Raw genomic sequence first — 19,548 nt, 5'->3', positions numbered from 1 at the left:
AACGCCTGGATCACCAGACTCGTTACACCTTCAGAGACGCCCCTGGGCGCGTGCGATTAACAGCAATGGCTTACAACGTTATCAATGGACGTCTTTCCAGTATTCACGCTTGAGCAAGTAAGCGAATACGAAGAAGAACGCCAGGTACAGCAACACATAGGTACCGATGCGCTGATGCTGCAGCTTCACCGGGTTGGCCGAGTAGGCCAGGAAGGTCACCAGATTCTTGACCTTCTCGTTGAACTGCTCTTCGGTCAGCGTGCCGGTTTTCGGCAATACGGTCAGTTGATCGCAGGCTTCATGAGTCAAAGCGGTGCCGGTCAGCGGATCGAACTGCTTCTTGCCGTCATCGACGACTTGAACCTGTTTACAGCCTACCACCTGGCGACCCTGCAAGCCGACCAGAACGTTAGGCATGCCGACGTTCGGGAACACCTTGTTGTTCACGCCCCATGGACGCGACGGGTCTTCATAGAACGAACGCAGGTAGCCATAGAGCCAATCCGTGCCACGAACGCGAGCCACCAGTGTCAGGTCGGGTGGCGCCGCACCAAACCAGGTCTTGGCGTCAGCCGGCTGCATGCCGATGCTCATGTGGTCGCCGATCTTGGCGCCAGTGAACACCAGCTTCTCGAGCATCAGCTCGTGAGGAATGCCCAGGTCATCGGCGACACGCTCGTAGCGCTGGAACTTGGCACTGTGGCAGCCCATGCAATAGTTGGCGAACGTACGTGCGCCATCCTGCATGGCAGCCTTGTCGGAAACGTCGATGTCGACTTTTTCCAGCTCTGGGCCGCCGTGTTCGGCCGCGAAGGACAGTGCTGGCAGAGCAGCAAGAATCAGTACAGCAAATAGTTTTTTCATCAGCCAGTCACCCTTTCCGGAACCGGTTTGGTCTTCTCGAGCCTGGTGTAGAACGGCATCAGAATGAAGTAGGCGAAGTACAGGAAGGTACAAACCTGCGACAGCAACGTACGTTCCGGGGTAGGCGCCATTACGCCCAGCCAGCCAAGAATCACGAAGGAGATGCAGAATACCCAGAGCCAGATCTTGCTCAGCCAGCCCTTGTAGCGCATGGACTTGACCGGGCTACGGTCAAGCCAGGGCAGGACGAACAGCAAGGCAATCGAAGCACCCATGGCAACAACACCCAGGAGCTTGTCCGGAACTGCCCGCAGAATCGCGTAGAACGGCGTGAAGTACCAGACCGGAGCGATGTGCTCAGGGGTCTTGAAGGCGTTCGCCACTTCAAAGTTCGGCTTCTCGAGGAAGTAGCCGCCCATTTCCGGGAAGAAGAACACGATCGCGCAGAAGATGAACAGGAACACCACCACGCCGACGATATCTTTCACGGTGTAGTACGGATGGAAAGCAATGCCGTCCAGCGGTACGCCGTTTTCGTCTTTGTGTTTCTTGATGTCCACGCCGTCCGGGTTGTTCGAACCCACTTCGTGCAACGCCAGAATGTGCAGCACCACCAGGCCAAGGATCACGATCGGCAAGGCAACCACATGCAAGGCGAAGAAACGGTTCAGGGTAATACCGGAAATCAGGTAGTCACCACGGATCCACTGGGTCAGGTCGTTTCCGATGACCGGGATCGCACCGAACAGCGAGATGATCACCTGGGCGCCCCAGTAGGACATCTGGCCCCACGGCAGCAGGTAACCCATGAAGGCTTCAGCCATCAGCGCCAGGTAGATCAGCATGCCGAACACCCACACCAGCTCACGCGGCTTCTGGTACGAACCGTAGAGCAGGCCACGGAACATGTGCAGATAAACCACGATGAAGAACGCCGAAGCGCCAGTGGAGTGCAGCAGACGCAGGATCGAGCCGTACTCGACGTCGCGCATGATGTATTCGACGGAAGCGAATGCTTCTTCCGCCGACGGGGTATAGCTCATGGTCAGCCAGACACCGGTAACGATCTGGTTGACCAGAACGAGCAGCGCCAGGGAGCCAAAGAAATAGAAGAAATTGAAGTTCTTCGGGGCGTAATACTTGCTGAGATGGTCTTCCCACATTTTGGTCGCGGGGAAGCGCGCATCAACCCAATCCATGAACTTGCTCATCACGCTTTCTCCGTATCGACGCCAACGACAATGATGTCATCGGTCTCATAGGAATGCGGGGGAACTGGCAGGTTCAAAGGCGCGGGTTGCGACTTGTAGACGCGGCCAGCCAAATCGTAGTGGGAACCGTGGCAAGGGCAGAAGTAGCCCCCGACCCAATCCTTGCCCAGATCGGCAGGTGCCACTTCTGGACGGAAGGTCGGCGAGCACCCCAGGTGAGTGCAGATACCGATCAGCAGCAGGACTTCTGGCTTGATCGAACGCGTCTGCGGGTCGACATAGGTCGGTTGCGTCGAGTTCTTGGAGGCGGGGTCAGACAGCTGGCCCTCAATCTTTTTCAGATTCCCCAGGATTTCCTCGGTACGGCGGACGATGAACACCGGCTGGCCGCGCCACTCAGCAATCATTTGCTGGCCTGGCTCGATTTTGCTGACATTCACTTTCACCGGTGCACCTGCGGCTTTCGCCTTGGCACTGGGAAACCATGACCCCACGAACGGGACCGCAGCCCCCACCGCTCCTGCAGCACCCACCACGGATGTGGCTGCTACCAAGAAGCGACGCCGGCCTGCATTCACGCCGTCATTGCTCATTCAGTCCTCTCCCATCAGCTTTGTGGCCTGTTAAATCAGGCGTCTACTAAGTAAAAATCTGAACTTATAAAAATTTTGCCGAATGGTAATGAAAAGCCCCAATTCTGACAAGGTAATTACCGAAGGGCTCCACTGCCAAGCCTTGTAGTATAGGGCCTCTGCGGATGTGGCAAGTTGTCACAGCGCAATTCGTTGATAAATAGCGCCCATAAAAAAACGCCCAGCTTCGCAAGGAAACTGGGCGTTCTTTTTGAACGTGAAAGCGAATTAACGCTTCGAGTACTGCGGACGCTTACGCGCTTTACGCAGACCGACTTTCTTACGTTCAACTTCACGTGCATCGCGGGTTACGAAGCCAGCTTTGCGCAGAGCAGAGCGCAGAGTTTCGTCGTAGTCCATCAGAGCGCGAGTGATACCGTGGCGGATTGCGCCAGCTTGACCACTTACACCACCGCCGATCACGGTGACGTAGATGTCGAACTTCTCGACAGTCTCAGTCAATTCCAGCGGCTGACGAACTACCATGCGGGCAGTTTCGCGGCCGAAGAAATTATCCAGCGAACGGTTGTTGATGGAGATGTTACCAGTGCCCGGACGCAGGAAAACGCGTGCGGTTGCAGTCTTGCGACGGCCAGTGCCGTAATTTTGAGTCGCCGACATAATGAACTATTCCGTTAAAACTTCAGTTCTTGGGGCTGCTGAGCAGTATGAGGGTGAGCAGCGCCCGCATAGACTTTCAGCTTACGATACATGTCGCGACCCAGCGGGTTCTTAGGCAGCATGCCTTTGACCGCGGTCTCGATCACGCGCTCAGGGGCTTTAGCGATCAGCTTTTCGAAGTTGATCGACTTGATGCCGCCCGGGAAACCGGAGTGGGAGTAGTACATTTTGTCAGTGGTTTTAGCGCCAGTAACACGTACTTGCTCAGCATTGATTACGACGATGTAGTCGCCGGTGTCAACGTGAGGAGTGTACTCAGCCTTGTGCTTGCCACGCAGACGGCTCGCGATTTCAGTGGCCAGACGACCCAGGGTCTGACCAGCAGCGTCGACGACAAACCAGTCGCGCTTTACTGTTTCCGGTTTAGCAGTAAAAGTTTTCATTCTTTATAGCCTCAGGGGCCGCCCTGTAAATTAGACGGCGGATCTTACTGAATAGTGCGTACTTTGACAAGTCAAAGGCAGCCGGATACAGACGCTTTCGGGGGCTCGGGTCGGCGCGTCCGTTCAACGGCAAGATTCTTCGGCGGCGGCGCATCACTTCCACTGCAGAAAGAGGTGCGCAATTATGCAGATTGCGAAAAATATTTCAACCTGCTTTTATGATTGTTTTGCCCAAGGAGCACCCGATGGACTATCGCCAGCTAGGCCGTACCGATCTGAACGTGAGCGCCATCTGCCTCGGCACCATGACCTGGGGCGAGCAAAACAGTGAGGCTGAAGCCTTCGCCCAGATCGAACGCGCCAAGGGCGCCGGGATCAATTTCATCGACACCGCCGAGATGTACCCGGTGCCGCCCAAGGCCGACACCTACGCCACCACCGAGCGCTACATCGGCAACTACTTCAAAAGTCGCGGCGATCGCGCCGACTGGATCCTGGCGAGCAAGATCGCCGGCCCCGGCAATACCATCGACTACATTCGCGACAAAAACCTGCGGCACAACCGCCAACACATCCGCGAAGCCGTGGACGCCAGCCTCAAGCGCTTGCAGACCGATTACATCGACCTCTATCAACTGCACTGGCCGGAACGCAGTACCAATTTCTTTGGCCAGCTCGGTTACAAACACAAGATCGAAGCCAATCTGACGCCACTGGAGGATACCCTCGAAGCGCTGGACGAACAGGTCAAGGCTGGCAAGATCCGCCACATCGGCCTGTCCAACGAAACCCCGTGGGGCACCATGCGCTTCCTTGCCCTCGCCGAAGCCCGTGGCTGGCCTCGCGCGGTATCCATCCAGAACCCCTACAACCTGCTCAATCGCAGCTTCGAAGTCGGCCTGGCGGAAATTGCCATCCGCGAACAATGTGGCTTGCTGGCCTACTCGCCACTGGCGTTCGGCTTTCTGTCGGGCAAGTACGAAGGTGGCGCGCGTCCGCCAAAAGGTCGCCTGAGCCTCTACAGCCGCTTCAGCCGCTATTTCAACCCGCAGTCGGAAGCAGCGTGCAGCCGTTACGTGGCACTGGCTCGTGAACACGGCCTGGACCCGGCGCAGATGGCACTGGCGTTCGTCACGCAGCAACCGTTCGTAACCAGCAACATCATTGGCGCCACCACGCTTGAGCAACTGGACAGCAACATTGCCAGCGTCGATTTGAAGCTGTCGGATGAAGTGCTGGCAGGCATTGAGGCGATACACCAGGATCAGCCGAATCCGGCACCGTAACTTACGTCGACGATCGTTCCCACGCTCTGCGTGGGAATGCATCCCGTGACGCTCCGCGTCACTTCCGAAGCGGACGCAGAGCGTCCATGGCGGCATTCCCACGCAGAGCATGGGAACGATCACGCTGCATTACAGCGACCGCGCAATAATCTCCTTCATGATTTCATTGGTCCCGGCATAAATCCGCTGCACCCGCGCATCCGCCCATGCCCGGGCGATCGGGTATTCCCACATGAATCCGTAACCGCCATGCAACTGCACGCATTCGTCGAGCACCTTGCATTGCAGGTCGGTGCCCCAGTACTTGGCCATCGCCGCCGTCGGCACGTCGAGCTTGCCTTGCAGATGCAGTTCCAGGCAGCGATCGACGAAAACCCGGCCGATCTGGATCTCGGTCGCCATTTCAGCGAGCTTGAAGCGGGTGTTCTGGAAGTCGGCGATGGCCTTGCCGAAAGCCTTGCGTTCACGGGTGTAATCCAGCGTCCACTGCAACGCCGCTTCGGCTGACGCCAAGCCTCCCACCGCGACCGTCAAGCGCTCCTGCGGTAATTCCTGCATCAGGTAAGCGAAGCCCATCCCCGCTTGGCCCAACAGGTTTTCCTTGGGCACCCGAACGTCCTGGAAGAACAGCTCCGAGGTGTCTTGAGCCTTCATGCCGACCTTTTCCAGGCGCTTGCCCTTGGCGAAACCCGGCGTGTTGGCCTCCACCAGAAACAGACTGGTGCCCTTCGCCCCCGCCTTCGGATCAGTCTTGGCCACGACGATCACCAGGTCAGCCAGAAAGCCGTTGGTGATGAAAGTCTTCGAACCGTTGATCACGTATTCGTCGCCCTCCAGCACCGCAGTAGTCTTCACCCCCTGCAGGTCGGAGCCAGCACCCGGCTCGGTCATGGCGATCGCAGTGACCATCTCGCCAGACACCAGCTTGGGCAGGTATTTGTGTTTCAGCGCCTCACTGCCGTAATGCAGGATATAAGGCGCAACAATGTCCGAATGAAGAGAAAATCCGATCCCGGTCAGCCCCAGACGACCGACCTCCTCGATCACCACTGCGCTATAGAGAAAGTCGGCCCCCAGCCCACCGTATTCTTCCGGCAGATGCGAACAGAGCATCCCCGCCTCCCCCGCCTTGTTCCAGAGATTGCGGTCGATATAGCCTTGTTTTTCCCATTGCCCATGGAACGGCACGGCCTCTTTTTCGAGGAACGTTCGCACGCTGTCGCGAAAAAGTTCGTGCTCGGGGCTGAACAAGGTTCTGGGGATCATGCGTCACCTGTCGTTATTGTCAGACGGAATTGATCTTCAGAGACTAAGCCTCGCTTCCGATACAGGACACTGGACACATCCGACAAAAAATAAGACGATCCAGCCGTCTGGTGACCACTTTCCCCTATAAGAATAAAGTTGAATTATGTCTAACCAAGCCTCCAAGCCCTTGCGGCGCGTCAGCATCCTGGCTATCGACCGGGTTTTCGCTTCCACCCTCATGCAAGCCAAGGATTTCTTCCATCTGGCCAGCCTGCGCTATGGCAAACAACTGGGCCACGGCCTGACACCGGCGTTCGAAACCCGGCTGGTCAGCCCCGACGGCAAACCGGTGAACAGCTTCAGCGACGTGATCATGCCGGTGGACGGCGGCCTGGAAAATGCCGACGTCATCATCCTCCCCGCCTTCTGGGACGATTTCGACACGCTCTGCAAACGTTATCCACAGGTCCTGCCGTGGCTGCGCGAACAACACGCCCGCGGGGCAGTGCTGTGTGGCGAGGCCACGGGGGTGTTCTGGCTCGCCGAAGCCGGACTGCTCAACGGCAAGGAAGCGACCACGTACTGGCGCTTCTTCAATGCTTTCGCTGAGCGCTTCCCGCAGGTTCACCTCAATCAGGACAAACACCTGACCGACGCCGACAACCTGTATTGCGCCGGCGGCACCACCTCTGCCTGCGACCTCTACATTTACCTGATCGAGCGCTTTTGCGGTGCCAACGTGGCCCAGGCCGTGGCCCGCGACATTCTCTACGAAGTACAACGCAGCTATGCGCCGGGGCGGATCGGTTTCGGCGGGCAGAAACTGCACCAGGATGTGATCATCCTGCAGATCCAGCATTGGCTCGAAGAACACTTCGCCGATAAATTCCGCTTCGAAGACGTGGCCCGCGAACACGGCATGAGCATCCGCAACTTCATGCGACGCTTCCAGACCGCCACCGGCGATAAACCGCTGCATTACCTGCAACGCCTGCGCATCGAGACCGCCAAGGGCTTGTTGTCCGGCAGCCGCAAGAGCATCAAGACCATCAGCTATGAAGTCGGATACGACGATGCGAGCTTCTTCGCCCGACTGTTCCGCCAGCATACGGAGTTGTCGCCGAATCAGTATCGGCAGCAGTTTCAACAAGCAGCTTAAGAGCTAGACACCAATCCAGATTGGCTCTTCAGCGCGCATAAAAAAGGGCCTGCAATGCAGGCCCTTTTTTATTTTCCGAAATGTCCTACGGCTTGTGCGCCCGGGACAGGAATTCGTGAGACTGCATTTCCAGCAAGCGGCTAAGCGTGCGCTGGAACTCGAAGGTCAGGCGACCGCCGGTGTAGAGGTCTTTAAGCTCGACTTCGGCGGAGATGATCAGCTTCACGTTGCGGTCGTAGAACTCGTCGACCATGTTGATAAAACGTCGGGCGATGTCGTCGGTGGTGACGCTCATCTGCTCGACGCCGCTGAGTAACACGGCATGGAAGATCTTGCCCAGTTCGATGTAGTCGTTCTGGCTGCGCGGGCCGTCGCACAGTTCGCGGAAGTCGAACCAAGCCACGTCATCGCAGGTGCGCACGGCGCGGATTTCACGGTTCTCGATCATCAGCACGTCGTTCTCGACGGCAGCCGTGCATTCCGGCGTCAGGGCCCGGAAACTCTTGCGCAGGCTTTCCTGGGCGGCTTCATCCAGCGGGAAGTGGAACAGCTCCGCTTGCTCAAGGTGACGCAGACGGTAATCGACGCCGCTGTCGACGTTGACGATCTCGGTGTTCTGCTTGATCAGCGCAATGGCCGGCAAGAAGCGCGCACGTTGCAGGCCGTCCTTGTACAGACCGTCCGGCACGATGTTCGAGGTCGCGACCAGGGTCACGCCGTTCTTGAACAGTTCTTCCATCAGCGTGCCAAGGATCATGGCGTCGGTGATGTCGGAGACGAAGAATTCATCGAAACAGATCACTCGCGTCTCGTCGGAAAAGCGCTTGGCGATGATCGTCAGCGGGTTTTTCTCGCCGCCCAGAGTCTTCATCTCTTCGTGCACGCGCTTCATGAAGCGGTGGAAGTGAGTGCGGGTCTTTTCCTTGAACGGCAGCGCTTCGAAGAAGGTGTCGACCAGGTAAGTCTTGCCGCGACCCACGCCGCCCCAGAAATACAGGCCTTTGACCGGCGCCTGGTCCTTCTTGCCAAACAGTTTGCCGAGCAGGCCCGGTTTGTTCTGCGAGGCCGCGACCAGATCGTCGTACAGGCGCTGCAAATGACGCACTGCCGTTTCCTGCGCAGCATCGTGGAAGAATTCCGGGCGTTTCAGATCAGCTTGGTATCGTTCTAGGGGCGTCATAATTCGTTAGCAAGGCAACAAAAACGGGCCGTCACTGTAGCGACGGCCCGTGGGAATGGCAATCGGCCCTTGGTCGGACCGAACCGTTGTTTATTCCTGAACCGGTGTCAGTGCAACCCGCAATGCGCCGATGGCAGCATCGCGAGCAGCACTGTCGGCGAAGGCCGGGCTGTCGGCCACGCACTCGCCTTCCAGCCAGACGCTGAAGTTCAGGTCTTCACTGCGCACGTCCAATGGCTGGCCGGATTGCAGTTGTTTGGTCACCTGACCTGCGGTTTTGCCATCGGCGAAGTGCCGCGACAGCAGCAGCTGCTCACCATCGGCCGCCAGCAGACGGAAGCGGAAACTGCCATCGTCTTCACGGAAGCTGACAAAACGCGCGGCTTTCGCGGCTTTCTTCTTGGTGGTGGCAGCGACTTGAGTCTGGGCGACGAAAGAACGCAGGCCGACCGCTTCACGCAACTCGTTGAGGAACGGCGTGGCCACTGCACGGGCCTTTTTCGCGCCGTGTTGCAGGATGTCTTCCAGATCCGCCGGACGCTCGATCAGTTGGTGATAACGCTCGCGGGACTCGCCCAACTCGTTGTCCAGCAACTGGAACAGGCGATTCTTCGCCTCGCCCCAACCCAGGCCCTGGAGCAATTCGCTGCGGAACTCGTCGGCTTGTGCCGGTGTAGCGAAAGCCTGGAACAAGGTGAACAGGTGCGAGTTGTCCGGATCTTTGGCTTCGCCCGGGGCACGGGAGTCGGTCACGATCCGCGAAATCGCGTCTTTCATCTCTTTGGCGCTGCTGAACAACGGAATGGTGTTGTCGTAGCTCTTCGACATCTTGCGACCGTCGAGGCCTGGCAGCGTGGCGACGCTTTCCTCGATCAGCGCTTCGGGCATGGTGAAGAACTCCTTGCCCTGGCCGAACAAGTGGTTGAAGCGCTGGCCGATGTCACGGGCCATTTCCACGTGCTGGATCTGGTCACGACCGACCGGCACCTTGTGGGCGTTGAACATCAGGATGTCCGCGGCCATCAGCACCGGGTAGCTGTACAGGCCCATGGTGATGCCCGCATCCGGGTCTTCGCCATTCTCGACGTTCTTGTCCACCGACGCCTTGTAGGCGTGGGCACGGTTGAGCAAGCCCTTGGCGGCCACGCAGGTCAGCAGCCAGGTCAGCTCCGGGATTTCCGGGATGTCGGACTGGCGATAGAACGTCACCCGGTCCACGTCCAGGCCACCGGCCAGCCAGGTCGCGGCGATTTCCAGACGCGAGCGCTGGATGCGCAGCGGGTCATCGCATTTGATCAGGGCGTGGTAGTCGGCCAGGAAGTAGAACGAATCGGCATTGCTATCGCGGCTGGCAAGAATCGCCGGGCGGATAGCCCCCGCGTAATTGCCCAGGTGCGGCGTGCCGGTGGTGGTGATGCCGGTGAGGATACGGGTACGAGTCGTCATGGGTAATCGCTTGTCAGACTGCAATCAATTCGAAAGACGCGGCAGGATCAGATCCTTGAGATCGGTCAGCTTGCCATGAAAAAAGTGTCCGCATTCTGCCACTTTCAGCAGCTCATGGGGGCGATCGAGTGCGTCGGACCAATCGTAAACGAGCTGCGGATCGATCACTTCGTCGGTTTCCGGCTGGATCAGGGTCAATGTACCTTGGTGCGGCAGTTGATCCTGATCGCCCAGACGCATGACAGCAGGCGCGACCATGAACAGATGCTTGATCTGCTCACCCTTGGCCTCCAGCCGTCCGCCGAGACTGGCTGCAACAAAACCGCCGAAGGAGAAACCGAACAGGGTCAAAGGTAATTCAGGATGTTTGGCCCGCAGCCACTCGGCCGCTGCCTGGGCATCGTCGACTTCGCCGGAGCCCATGTCGTGCGAGCCTTCACTGGCACCGACGCCACGGTAGTTGAAACGCAAGGTAATCAAACCGGCGTCCCGCGCGGTGCGCTGCAGGGTCGAGACGACTTTGTTGAGCATCGTGCCGCCCTGCACCGGGTTCGGATGGCAGATCAGCGCCAGGCCGCGGGGCTGCTCATTGTCCGGGCTCATGTTTTCCAGATACAGGGCTTCCAACTGACCCACCGGGCCATCAATCACTACAGGGGTTTCGCGCATAAGCAAGGAAGGAACTCCGTGACCTCGAATCGGGTCGACTCGTCTAGCAAATTGTCTGTGCCAATCTATTGCGAGTGAATCGCGGTATACAGCGCAGGTTCGAGCCGTTAACGTAAAGCAAAGCCGTTTATAGAGGAAGGACTCGTGGAACACTCGCTCTTAGTTTGGTTGTTGCCGACTCTTGCCCTGGTTGTGGGTGTCGCCATTGGATTCCTGATCGCTCGCCTGGTGCCGAATGCCGCTCCGAGCAGCACGCAACGTCAGCTGGATGATATTCAGGAACGTTTTGACAAGTATCAGAACGAAGTGGTCACCCACTTCAACAGCACTGCATCCCTGGTCAAGAAACTGACTCAGAGCTATCAGGAAGTGCAGGATCATCTCGCCGAGGGTGCCAACCGCCTGGCCCTGGACGAGCAGACTCGCCAACGCTTGCTGGCTGCCCTGCACGCTGACGCGGTGCAGGCTCCACGGGAACGCCTGACGCCACCGCGCGATCAGGAACCGCCTCGCGATTACGCTCCCAAAGCCCCGAACGCGCCGGGCATGCTCGATGAGCATTACGGCCTGAAGAAGTAATCAGGTTTCGCGCGACACAAAAAGCCCTCGGACGAGTGATTGTCCGAGGGCTTTTTTATTCTGAAGTTTTCATCGCCTGAACAAGCGACACAAAAAAATGCCCGATCCTTTAAGGATCGGGCATTTTCATTTCAGGAAGAGGTCAGCCTCTTATGGGTACTGCTGAACAGTGCCTGGCTGTTGCTGACCGCCGTATTGCTGGCCCGGAATCGCCTTCAGGTTGACCTCGACGCGGCGGTTCTGTGCCCGGCCATTGGCATCACCGTTGCTGGCAATCGGGTTATCCGGCCCGGCACCACGTGCCGACAGGTTGGCGCCGCTGACACCCTGTGAGGTCAGGTAAGTCGCTACGCTCTGGGCGCGACGCTGGGACAGGTCCATGTTGTGCTGGCGGCTGCCGGTGCTGTCGGTGTAGCCGACGATCTCGATCTGGTTCTGGTTGAACTCCTTGAGCGAGCCCGCCAGGTTGTTCAGCGGCTGGTAGAAGCTTGAGGCAATGTTCGCCGAATCGGTGGCGAACGTGATGTTACCCGGCATGATCAGCTTGATCTGATCGCCCTGGCGCTGCACCTCAACCCCGGTGTTGGCCATGCTGGCGCGCAGCTTTTTCTCTTGCTGGTCGGCGTAGTAACCGTAACCGGCGGCAGAAGCACCCACCACAGCGGCGCCAATCAGCGCGCCCTTGCCACGGTTATCGTGGCTGATGGCAGCACCGGCCAGCGCACCGGCCAAGGCGCCGAGGCCACCGTATTTGGCGGTTTTGCTCATGCCCGTGGAGCTGCCATCGGCCTGACCCTGGTTGTCATAAGGGTTCGGCGATGCGCAACCGGACAACAGAGCCACCGCAGTAGCGACAACAATCAAACGACGCGAGGTGAACATGGAGGAGCTCCTACTTTTTTGCATTCTGTGGTGCAACGGACTTAAGCAATGAACCTTTGCGGGCTTTGGATCACTGGCAACAACAAAAATTCCGTCAGTGCCATTCAAGCTCGCACAAAGGGGTTACCGCGCATTTCATCGCCCAGACAGGTGTCCGGACCATGCCCGGCCACTACGGTGGCCTCTTCGTCGAGGGTATACAACCGCTGCTTGATCGACCGCACGAGCGTCGCCTGATCGCCGCCCCACAAATCCGTGCGCCCTACCCCCCGCTTGAACAGCGTGTCACCGGCAATCAGCAGCTTAGCCTCTGAAAACCAAAAGCTCATGGAACCTGGCGTATGACCCGGCGTGTGCAACGCAACACCACAACCGCAGGCCAGCTCTTCTTCGTCGGCCAACCAGCGATCCGGCGATGGCACCGGGGTGTAAGGCACACCGAACATCTGGCACTGCATCTCCAGGTTGTCCCAGAGGAACTGATCGTCCTTATGCAGGTGCAGGGTCGCGCCGGTTTTCTCCTTCAACTGACCGGAGGCGAGGAAGTGATCGAGGTGTGCGTGGGTGTGAATGATGCTGACCACCTTCAGGCCCAGGGCGTCGAGACGGGCGAGGATCAGTTCGTGATTACCTCCCGGATCGACCACGATGGCCTTTTTGGTGATCGGGTCGCCGATGATTGTGCAGTTGCACTGCAAAGGGCCGACGGGGAAGGTTTCGCGAATGAGCGTTGGAGCGATGACGGTCATGGGCAATCCTGAGCAAACACTGGAGTTCCGGCTTCACGATTCTACGTCACTCGCCGATACAGATCGCAAGGTCAGCAATTTGACGCCACCAAATAAAAAGTAGCGGCCTTTTGATATCAAACTCATAGATTCTCATGCAAAATCGTATTTTTTGTAGCGGCCGCACTCAGGAAGGGCCGCAGACCTCATCTAGGAATGTCCCATGCCACGCCCTCTCAGCTACTCGTTTACCTCGTTTACCAGTATGACCGGCAATAAGTTCGTCGACAGCTTACTCGCGGATGATCATTGGTATGGTCCGCGCTGGCACGAGCAAGGCACGCCAACAATGCTGACCTATAGCTTCGCTGGCACGGGCTCCTTATTCGCCCGAGACTACAGTCCATCGAATGAGTATGAAAACGGCTACTCATTGACTGGAGCACAACAAAGCGCTGTCACCAGTGCCTTGGGGGGGTGGAGCGCTGTGGCCAACGTGCAGTTCTCTCTCGTTCAGGAAACTGTCGTCAATGTGGGTGACTTACGCTTCGGCGGCTATTACGGGATGGACAGCAAGTATGCCGCCTGGGCCTATTTCCCTGACACGACCCCTGCGGGTGGCGACGTCTGGATCGGCCCATCGACCAATGACCCTTCTCCCGTCAAAGGCTCGTTCGATTACCTGACCTTTGTGCATGAAATCGGTCATGCGCTGGGTCTCAAGCATCCATTCGACACAACCCCCGACAACAAGCTGGTGCTGGACCCATCGCTTGATGACGTGCGGTTCACGGTCATGAGCTACAACGACTCCTATTCGTACCAACCCACCACCCCAATGCTGCTGGATATCCTCGCCATTCAAAGCCTTTATGGCGCCAACACCCAATGGCAGGCCGGGAACACCGTTTACTCGTGGGCCCCCACGCAGTCGGTGTTCGAAACCATCTGGGATGCCGGCGGGAACGACACAATCGACGCCAGCAACCAGTTGGCGGCAGTGCGCATCAACCTCAATGAAGGTCAGTTCAGCCAGATCGGCAAAGCGTTCACCGACCCGAATGGCGATGCTTTCAATGAAGGGCTGGCGATTGCTTATGGCGCGAAGATTGAAAACGCCTATGGCTCGGCTTTTGATGACTCGCTGATTGGCAACTCGCTGGGTAATTTACTCAACGGCATGGCCGGCGCGGATACCATGGATGGCGGTGCAGGTAATGACAACTATGTCGTCGACAACACCGGCGATGTGGTCATTGAGCGGAGCACGTCGATCTCGGAGATCGACACGGTCTACTCCTTCATCGATTACACCCTGGGCAGTAACCTCGAGAACCTGACACTGCTGGACGGCGCCAACCTCAACGGCACCGGCAACGCCCTGAACAACGTGATCACCGGCAATAACGGCAACAACATTCTGGACGGCGGCATCGGTGCCGACTACCTGGCTGGCGGTACCGGTAATGACACTTACATCGTCGACAACATCCGCGACGTGATTGTTGAAACCAGCACCCTGGCCAGCGAAATCGACATTGTGCGCTCTTCGGCGACCTTCACCCTGAGCGCCAACCTGGAAAACCTCACACTGACCGGTTCGGCCAACATCGATGGCATCGGCAACGCCCAAAACAACGTGATCACCGGCAACGATGGCAACAACCAGCTCGTTGGTGGCGCCGGTCTCGACACCCTGATCGGCGGCAAGGGCAACGACGACTACGGCCTCGATCAGGCCGGCGAGTTGGCCCTGGTCCAGGAAAATGCCAACGAAGGCACCGATACCCTTTACATCACCTACGCTGCCACGGCACAGACCAGCACGGTCGACCTGAACCTGAGCAACCTGCAGAACGTCGAAAACGTGCTGTTGCTCGGCCCCGGCGCTTTTACCGTACTCGGCAACGACCTGAACAACACCCTGACCGGCAACAGTGCTGACAACGTTCTCAATGGCGGCCTCGGTGCCGACCTGATGATCGGCGGCGCCGGCAACGACACCTACGTCGTCGACAACCTCGGCGACGTGATCATCGAGACCAGCGCCCTGGCCAGCGGCATCGATACGGTTTCGTCCTCTCTCGATTACACCCTGGGCAGTAACCTGGAGAACCTGACACTGTTGGGCGCAGCCAACCTCAACGGCACCGGCAACGCCCTGAACAACGTGATCATCGGTAATACCGGCAACAACATCCTGGACGGCGGCATCGGTGCCGACACCCTGGCCGGCGGTACCGGTAACGACACCTACATCGTCGACGACACCCGCGACGTGATTGTTGAAACCAGCACCCTCGTCGGCGAGATCGACACCGTGCGCTCTTCGGCGACCTTCACCCTGAGCGCCAACCTGGAAAACCTCACACTGACCGGCGCGGCCAACATCGATGGCATCGGCAACGCTTCGGACAACGTGATCACCGGCAACGATGGCAACAACCAGCTCATTGGCGGCGCCGGTCTCGACACCCTGATCGGTGGCAAGGGCAACGACGACTACGGCCTCGATCAGGCCGGCGAGCTGGCTCTGGTCCAGGAAAACATCAACGAAGGCACCGATACGCTCTACGTTCTCTACAACGCCACGGCACAGGCTAATGTCGTCGACCTGAACCTGAGCAACCTGCACAACGTCGAGAACGTGCTGTTGCTCGGCACCGGCGCTTTTACCGCGCTGGGCAACGACCTGAACAACACCCTGACCGGCAACAGTGCTGACAACGTCCTCAATGGCGGCCTCGGTGCCGACCTGATGATCGGCGGCGCCGGCAACGACACCTACGTCGTCGACAACCTCGGCGACGTAATCAGCGAGACCAGCACCCTGGCCAGCGAAATCGACACCGTGCGTTCTGCGGTGACCTTCACCCTGGGTGCCAACCTGGAAAACCTCACGCTGACCGGTTCGGCCAACATCGATGGCATCGGCAACGCCCAAAACAACGTGATCACCGGTAACGATGGCAACAACCAGCTCGTTGGCGGCGCCGGTCTCGACACCCTGATCGGTGGCAAGGGCAACGATGACTACGGCCTCGATCAGGCCGGCGAACTGGCCCTGGTCCAGGAAAATGCCAACGAAGGCACCGATACCCTTTACATCACCTACGCCGCCACTGCACAGACCAGTACGGTCGACCTGAACCTGAGCAACCTGCAGAACGTCGAGAACGTGCTGTTGCTCGGCACCAGCGCTTTTACCGCGCTGGGCAACAACCTGAACAACACCCTGACCGGCAACAGTGCTGATAACGTCCTCAATGGCGGCCTCGGTGCCGACCTGATGATCGGCGGCGCCGGCAACGACACCTACGTCGTCGACAACCTCGGTGACGTAATCATCGAGACCAGCACGCTGGCCAGCGAAATCGACACGGTTTCATCCTCCCTCGATTACACCCTGGGCAGTAACCTGGAGAACCTGACACTGTTGGGCGCAGCAAACCTCAACGGCACCGGTAACGCCCTGAACAACGTGATCATCGGCAATACCGGCAACAACATCCTGGACGGCGGCATCGGTGCCGACTACCTGGCTGGCGGTACCGGTAACGACACCTACATCGTCGACAACATCCGCGACGTGGTCGTCGAGTCCAGCACCCTGGCCAGCGAGATCGATACTGTGCGCTCTTCGGTGAGCTACACCCTGGGCGCCAACCTGGAAAACCTCACACTGACCGGTGCGGCCAACATCGATGGCATCGGCAACGCTTTGGACAACGTGATCACCGGCAACGATGGCAACAACCAACTCGTTGGCGGCGCCGGTCTCGACACTCTGATCGGCGGCAAGGGCAACGACGACTACGGCCTCGATCAGGCCGGCGAACTGGCCCTCGTCCAGGAAAATGCCAACGAAGGCACCGATACGCTCTACGTTCTCTACAACGCCACGGCACAGACTGATGTCGTCGACCTGAACCTGAGCAACCTGCAGAACGTCGAGAACGTGCTGTTGCTCGGCACCAGCGCTTTTACCGCGCTGGGCAACAACCTGAACAACACCCTGACCGGCAACAGTGCTGATAACGTCCTCAATGGCGGCCTCGGTGCCGACCTGATGATCGGCGGCGCCGGCAACGACACCTACGTCGTCGACAACCTCGGTGACGTAATCATCGAGACCAGCACGCTGGCCAGCGAAATCGACACGGTTTCATCCTCCCTCGATTACACCCTGGGCAGTAACCTGGAGAACCTGACACTGTTGGGCGCAGCAAACCTCAACGGCACCGGTAACGCCCTGAACAACGTGATCATCGGCAATACCGGCAACAACATCCTGGACGGCGGCATCGGTGCCGACTACCTGGCTGGCGGTACCGGTAACGACACCTACATCGTCGACAACATCCGCGACGTGGTCGTCGAGTCCAGCACCCTGGCCAGCGAGATCGATACTGTGCGCTCTTCGGTGAGCTACACCCTGGGCGCCAACCTGGAAAACCTCACACTGACCGGTGCGGCCAACATCGATGGCATCGGCAACGCTTTGGACAACGTGATCACCGGCAACGATGGCAACAACCAACTCGTTGGCGGCGCCGGTCTCGACACTCTGATCGGCGGCAAGGGCAACGACGACTACGGCCTCGATCAGGCCGGTGAACTGGCCCTCGTCCAGGAAAATGCCAACGAAGGCACCGATACGCTCTACGTTATCTACAACGCCACGGCACAGACTGATGTCGTCGACCTGAACCTGAGCAACCTGCACAACGTCGAGAACGTGCTGTTGCTCGGCACCGGCGCTTTTACCGCGCTGGGCAACGACCTGAACAACACCCTGACCGGCAACAGTGCTGACAACGTCCTCAATGGCGGCCTCGGTGCCGACCTGATGATCGGCGGCGCCGGCAACGACACCTACGTCGTCGACAACCTCGGCGACGTAATCAGCGAGACCAGCACCCTGGCCAGCGAAATCGACACCGTGCGTTCTGCGGTGACCTTCACCCTGGGTGCCAACCTGGAAAACCTCACGCTGACCGGTTCGGCCAACATCGATGGCATCGGCAACGCCCAAAACAACGTGATCACCGGTAACGATGGCAACAACCAGCTCGTTGGCGGCGCCGGTCTTGACACCCTGATCGGTGGCAAGGGCAACGACGACTACGGCCTCGATCAGGCCGGCGAACTGGCCCTGGTCCAGGAAAATGCCAACGAAGGCACCGATACCCTTTACATCACCTACGCCGCCACTGTCCAAGCCACGGGCCTGCCCAGCACGGTCGACCTGAACCTGAGCAACCTGCACAACGTCGAGAACGTGCTGTTGCTCGGCGCCGGCGCTTTTACCGTACTCGGCAATGATCTGAACAACACCCTGACCGGCAACAGTGCTGACAACGTCCTCGATGGCAGCCTCGGTGCCGACCTGATGATCGGCGGCGCCGGCAACGACAGCTACAGCGTCGACAACCTCGGTGATGTGGTCGTCGAGACCAGCACCCTGGCCAGCGAAATCGACACTGTCTATTCCTTGATCGATTACACCCTGGGCAATAACGTCGAGAACCTGAACCTGGTGGGCAGTACCAACCTTAATGGCACCGGCAATGCCCTGAATAACGTGATCAACGGTTACATCGGCGACAACATCCTGGACGGCGGCATCGGTGCCGACTACATGGCTGGCGGTACCGGTAACGACACCTACATCGTCGACAACATCCGCGACGTGGTAGTCGAGACCAGCACCCTGGCCAGCGAGATCGATACTGTGCGTTCTTCGGTGACCTTCACCCTGGGCGCCAACCTGGAAAACCTCGCACTGACCGGCGCGGCCAACATCGATGGCATCGGCAACGCTTTGGACAACGTGATCACCGGTAACGATGGCAATAACCAGCTCGTTGGCGGCGCGGGTCTTGATACCCTGATCGGCGGTAAGGGCAACGACGACTATGGTCTCGATCAGGCTGGCGAGCTGGCCCTGGTCCAGGAAAACGCCAATGAAGGCACCGATACGCTCTACGTTCTCTACAACGCCACGGCCCAGACCAACACCGTCGACCTGAACCTGAGCAACCTGCACAACGTAGAGAACGTGCTATTGCTCGGCACCGGAGCCTTTACCGCGCTGGGCAACGACCTGAACAACACCCTCACCGGCAATGCCAGTAATAACGTCCTGGACGGTGGCCTCGGTGCCGACATCCTCACCGGCGGCGCGGGTGCGGACAAGTTTGTGTTCAGTGCTGTGAACGAAATGGGCACAGGCGCCAATCGCGATGTCATCACCGACTTCAATAGCCTGCAAGGCGATAAAATCGATCTGACGAAGTTCGACGCCAATTTGCTGAGTGCTGGTTTCAACGGCTTCAGCTTTATCGGCGCGAATGACTTCACCGGTGCAGGACAACTGCGCTTCGTCGACCACGTGCTCTATGGCAACGTCAATGGCGACCTGGGCTCGGACTTCGAAATCCAGTTGGTGGGTGTCAATACCTTCGGTGCTAACGATTTGGTAGCCTGACGATTCGTCACGTAAGTAAATTCCAGCCTGCCATGCAGGCCGGAATGTACAAATGAAAACGCCCCGACTCGTCCGGGGCGTTTTCGTTTTTGTGGAGGACTGTTCTTGCG

Annotated in this window: 15 protein-coding genes; 4 read left to right on the top strand and 11 right to left on the bottom strand. The window is 58.5% G+C overall.

Going from position 1 to position 19,548, the window contains the following annotated elements; all coding sequences use genetic code 11:
- Positions 1-81 precede the first annotated feature (81 nt).
- The 5 genes from LOY28_RS04555 to rplM all read right to left on the bottom strand — a co-directional run bounded on the left by LOY28_RS04555 (position 82) and on the right by rplM (position 3,771).
- Positions 82-864 (bottom strand): cytochrome c1, encoded by a 783-nt coding sequence (locus LOY28_RS04555; protein ID WP_018930120.1) that lies wholly within the window; start codon positions 862-864, stop codon positions 82-84.
- On the bottom strand, positions 864-2,075 hold the full coding sequence (locus LOY28_RS04550; protein ID WP_018930119.1) for a cytochrome bc complex cytochrome b subunit: 1,212 nt from the start codon (positions 2,073-2,075) through the stop codon (positions 864-866). Before LOY28_RS04550 ends, LOY28_RS04555 begins: the two co-directional genes overlap by 1 nt.
- Positions 2,075-2,668, bottom strand: coding sequence for a ubiquinol-cytochrome c reductase iron-sulfur subunit (gene petA / locus LOY28_RS04545; RefSeq protein ID WP_007939825.1), 594 nt, complete (start codon positions 2,666-2,668; stop codon positions 2,075-2,077). Before petA ends, LOY28_RS04550 begins: the two co-directional genes overlap by 1 nt.
- Positions 2,669-2,935: 267 nt before the next feature.
- Entirely contained in the window at positions 2,936-3,328 is a 393-nt protein-coding gene (gene rpsI, locus LOY28_RS04540) for a 30S ribosomal protein S9 (protein WP_003228056.1), read from the bottom strand.
- Between the two features lie 14 nt (positions 3,329-3,342).
- Positions 3,343-3,771: a 50S ribosomal protein L13 gene (gene rplM / locus LOY28_RS04535; RefSeq protein ID WP_007939824.1), complete on the bottom strand. Its 429-nt coding sequence runs from the start codon at positions 3,769-3,771 to the stop codon at positions 3,343-3,345.
- Between the two features lie 245 nt (positions 3,772-4,016).
- Between rplM and LOY28_RS04530 the strand changes: the two genes are divergently transcribed.
- Positions 4,017-5,057 (top strand): NADP(H)-dependent aldo-keto reductase, encoded by a 1,041-nt coding sequence (locus LOY28_RS04530; protein WP_258613135.1) that lies wholly within the window; start codon positions 4,017-4,019, stop codon positions 5,055-5,057.
- 129 nt (positions 5,058-5,186) lie between these two features.
- Here LOY28_RS04530 and LOY28_RS04525 read toward each other — a convergent pair whose 3' ends face one another.
- Positions 5,187-6,323, bottom strand: coding sequence for an acyl-CoA dehydrogenase family protein (locus LOY28_RS04525; RefSeq protein ID WP_018930117.1), 1,137 nt, complete (start codon positions 6,321-6,323; stop codon positions 5,187-5,189).
- Positions 6,324-6,567: 244 nt separating this feature from the next.
- Here LOY28_RS04525 and LOY28_RS04520 point away from each other — a divergent pair, with 244 nt between their 5' ends.
- Positions 6,568-7,464 carry a GlxA family transcriptional regulator gene (locus LOY28_RS04520; protein WP_172901249.1) on the top strand — a complete coding sequence of 299 codons (897 nt, stop codon included), beginning with the start codon at positions 6,568-6,570 and terminating at the stop codon, positions 7,462-7,464.
- A gap of 85 nt (positions 7,465-7,549) precedes the next feature.
- Here LOY28_RS04520 and zapE read toward each other — a convergent pair whose 3' ends face one another.
- The 3 genes from zapE to LOY28_RS04505 all read right to left on the bottom strand — a co-directional run bounded on the left by zapE (position 7,550) and on the right by LOY28_RS04505 (position 10,759).
- Positions 7,550-8,644: a cell division protein ZapE gene (zapE, locus tag LOY28_RS04515; RefSeq protein ID WP_019582361.1), complete on the bottom strand. Its 1,095-nt coding sequence runs from the start codon at positions 8,642-8,644 to the stop codon at positions 7,550-7,552.
- A 90-nt stretch (positions 8,645-8,734) separates the two neighbouring features.
- The gene (locus tag LOY28_RS04510) at positions 8,735-10,090 is read right to left on the bottom strand and encodes a tryptophan--tRNA ligase (protein WP_111455294.1); all 1,356 of its coding nucleotides are present in this window, start codon (positions 10,088-10,090) and stop codon (positions 8,735-8,737) included.
- Between the two features lie 24 nt (positions 10,091-10,114).
- Positions 10,115-10,759: an alpha/beta hydrolase gene (locus LOY28_RS04505; protein WP_019582363.1), complete on the bottom strand. Its 645-nt coding sequence runs from the start codon at positions 10,757-10,759 to the stop codon at positions 10,115-10,117.
- Between the two features lie 144 nt (positions 10,760-10,903).
- Here LOY28_RS04505 and LOY28_RS04500 point away from each other — a divergent pair, with 144 nt between their 5' ends.
- Positions 10,904-11,338, top strand: coding sequence for a YhcB family protein (locus tag LOY28_RS04500; RefSeq protein WP_018930114.1), 435 nt, complete (start codon positions 10,904-10,906; stop codon positions 11,336-11,338).
- 150 nt (positions 11,339-11,488) lie between these two features.
- Here the strand turns inward: LOY28_RS04500 and LOY28_RS04495 are convergent, their stop codons facing one another.
- Positions 11,489-12,220, bottom strand: a complete 732-nt coding sequence (locus LOY28_RS04495) for an OmpA family lipoprotein (protein WP_018930113.1) — start codon at positions 12,218-12,220, stop codon at positions 11,489-11,491.
- Positions 12,221-12,324: 104 nt separating this feature from the next.
- Positions 12,325-12,969: an MBL fold metallo-hydrolase gene (locus tag LOY28_RS04490; protein WP_258613134.1), complete on the bottom strand. Its 645-nt coding sequence runs from the start codon at positions 12,967-12,969 to the stop codon at positions 12,325-12,327.
- A gap of 202 nt (positions 12,970-13,171) precedes the next feature.
- Between LOY28_RS04490 and LOY28_RS04485 the strand changes: the two genes are divergently transcribed.
- Complete coding sequence (locus tag LOY28_RS04485; RefSeq protein ID WP_258613133.1) at positions 13,172-19,438, top strand: M10 family metallopeptidase C-terminal domain-containing protein; 6,267 nt, start codon at positions 13,172-13,174, stop codon at positions 19,436-19,438.
- Positions 19,439-19,548 lie beyond the last annotated feature (110 nt).

The sequence above is a fragment of the Pseudomonas sp. B21-017 genome (assembly GCF_024749245.1).
Lineage (GTDB): Bacteria > Pseudomonadota > Gammaproteobacteria > Pseudomonadales > Pseudomonadaceae > Aquipseudomonas.
Note: the sequence above shows the minus strand (reverse complement) of the source record. Positions and strands in the feature narration are given on the sequence as shown.

Excerpts from the sequence above, each read along its gene's own strand:
- LOY28_RS04555 (WP_018930120.1), bottom strand. The coding sequence starts at position 864 with ATGAAAAAACTATTTGCTGTACTGATTCTTGCTGCTCTGCCAGCACTG.
- LOY28_RS04550 (WP_018930119.1), bottom strand. The coding sequence starts at position 2,075 with ATGAGCAAGTTCATGGATTGGGTTGATGCGCGCTTCCCCGCGACCAAA.
- petA (WP_007939825.1), bottom strand. The coding sequence starts at position 2,668 with ATGAGCAATGACGGCGTGAATGCAGGCCGGCGTCGCTTCTTGGTAGCA.
- rpsI (WP_003228056.1), bottom strand. The coding sequence starts at position 3,328 with ATGTCGGCGACTCAAAATTACGGCACTGGCCGTCGCAAGACTGCAACC.
- rplM (WP_007939824.1), bottom strand. The coding sequence starts at position 3,771 with ATGAAAACTTTTACTGCTAAACCGGAAACAGTAAAGCGCGACTGGTTT.
- LOY28_RS04530 (WP_258613135.1), top strand. The coding sequence starts at position 4,017 with ATGGACTATCGCCAGCTAGGCCGTACCGATCTGAACGTGAGCGCCATC.
- LOY28_RS04525 (WP_018930117.1), bottom strand. The coding sequence starts at position 6,323 with ATGATCCCCAGAACCTTGTTCAGCCCCGAGCACGAACTTTTTCGCGAC.
- zapE (WP_019582361.1), bottom strand. The coding sequence starts at position 8,644 with ATGACGCCCCTAGAACGATACCAAGCTGATCTGAAACGCCCGGAATTC.
- LOY28_RS04510 (WP_111455294.1), bottom strand. The coding sequence starts at position 10,090 with ATGACGACTCGTACCCGTATCCTCACCGGCATCACCACCACCGGCACG.
- LOY28_RS04505 (WP_019582363.1), bottom strand. The coding sequence starts at position 10,759 with ATGCGCGAAACCCCTGTAGTGATTGATGGCCCGGTGGGTCAGTTGGAA.
- LOY28_RS04495 (WP_018930113.1), bottom strand. The coding sequence starts at position 12,220 with ATGTTCACCTCGCGTCGTTTGATTGTTGTCGCTACTGCGGTGGCTCTG.
- LOY28_RS04490 (WP_258613134.1), bottom strand. The coding sequence starts at position 12,969 with ATGACCGTCATCGCTCCAACGCTCATTCGCGAAACCTTCCCCGTCGGC.
- LOY28_RS04485 (WP_258613133.1), top strand. The coding sequence starts at position 13,172 with ATGCCACGCCCTCTCAGCTACTCGTTTACCTCGTTTACCAGTATGACC.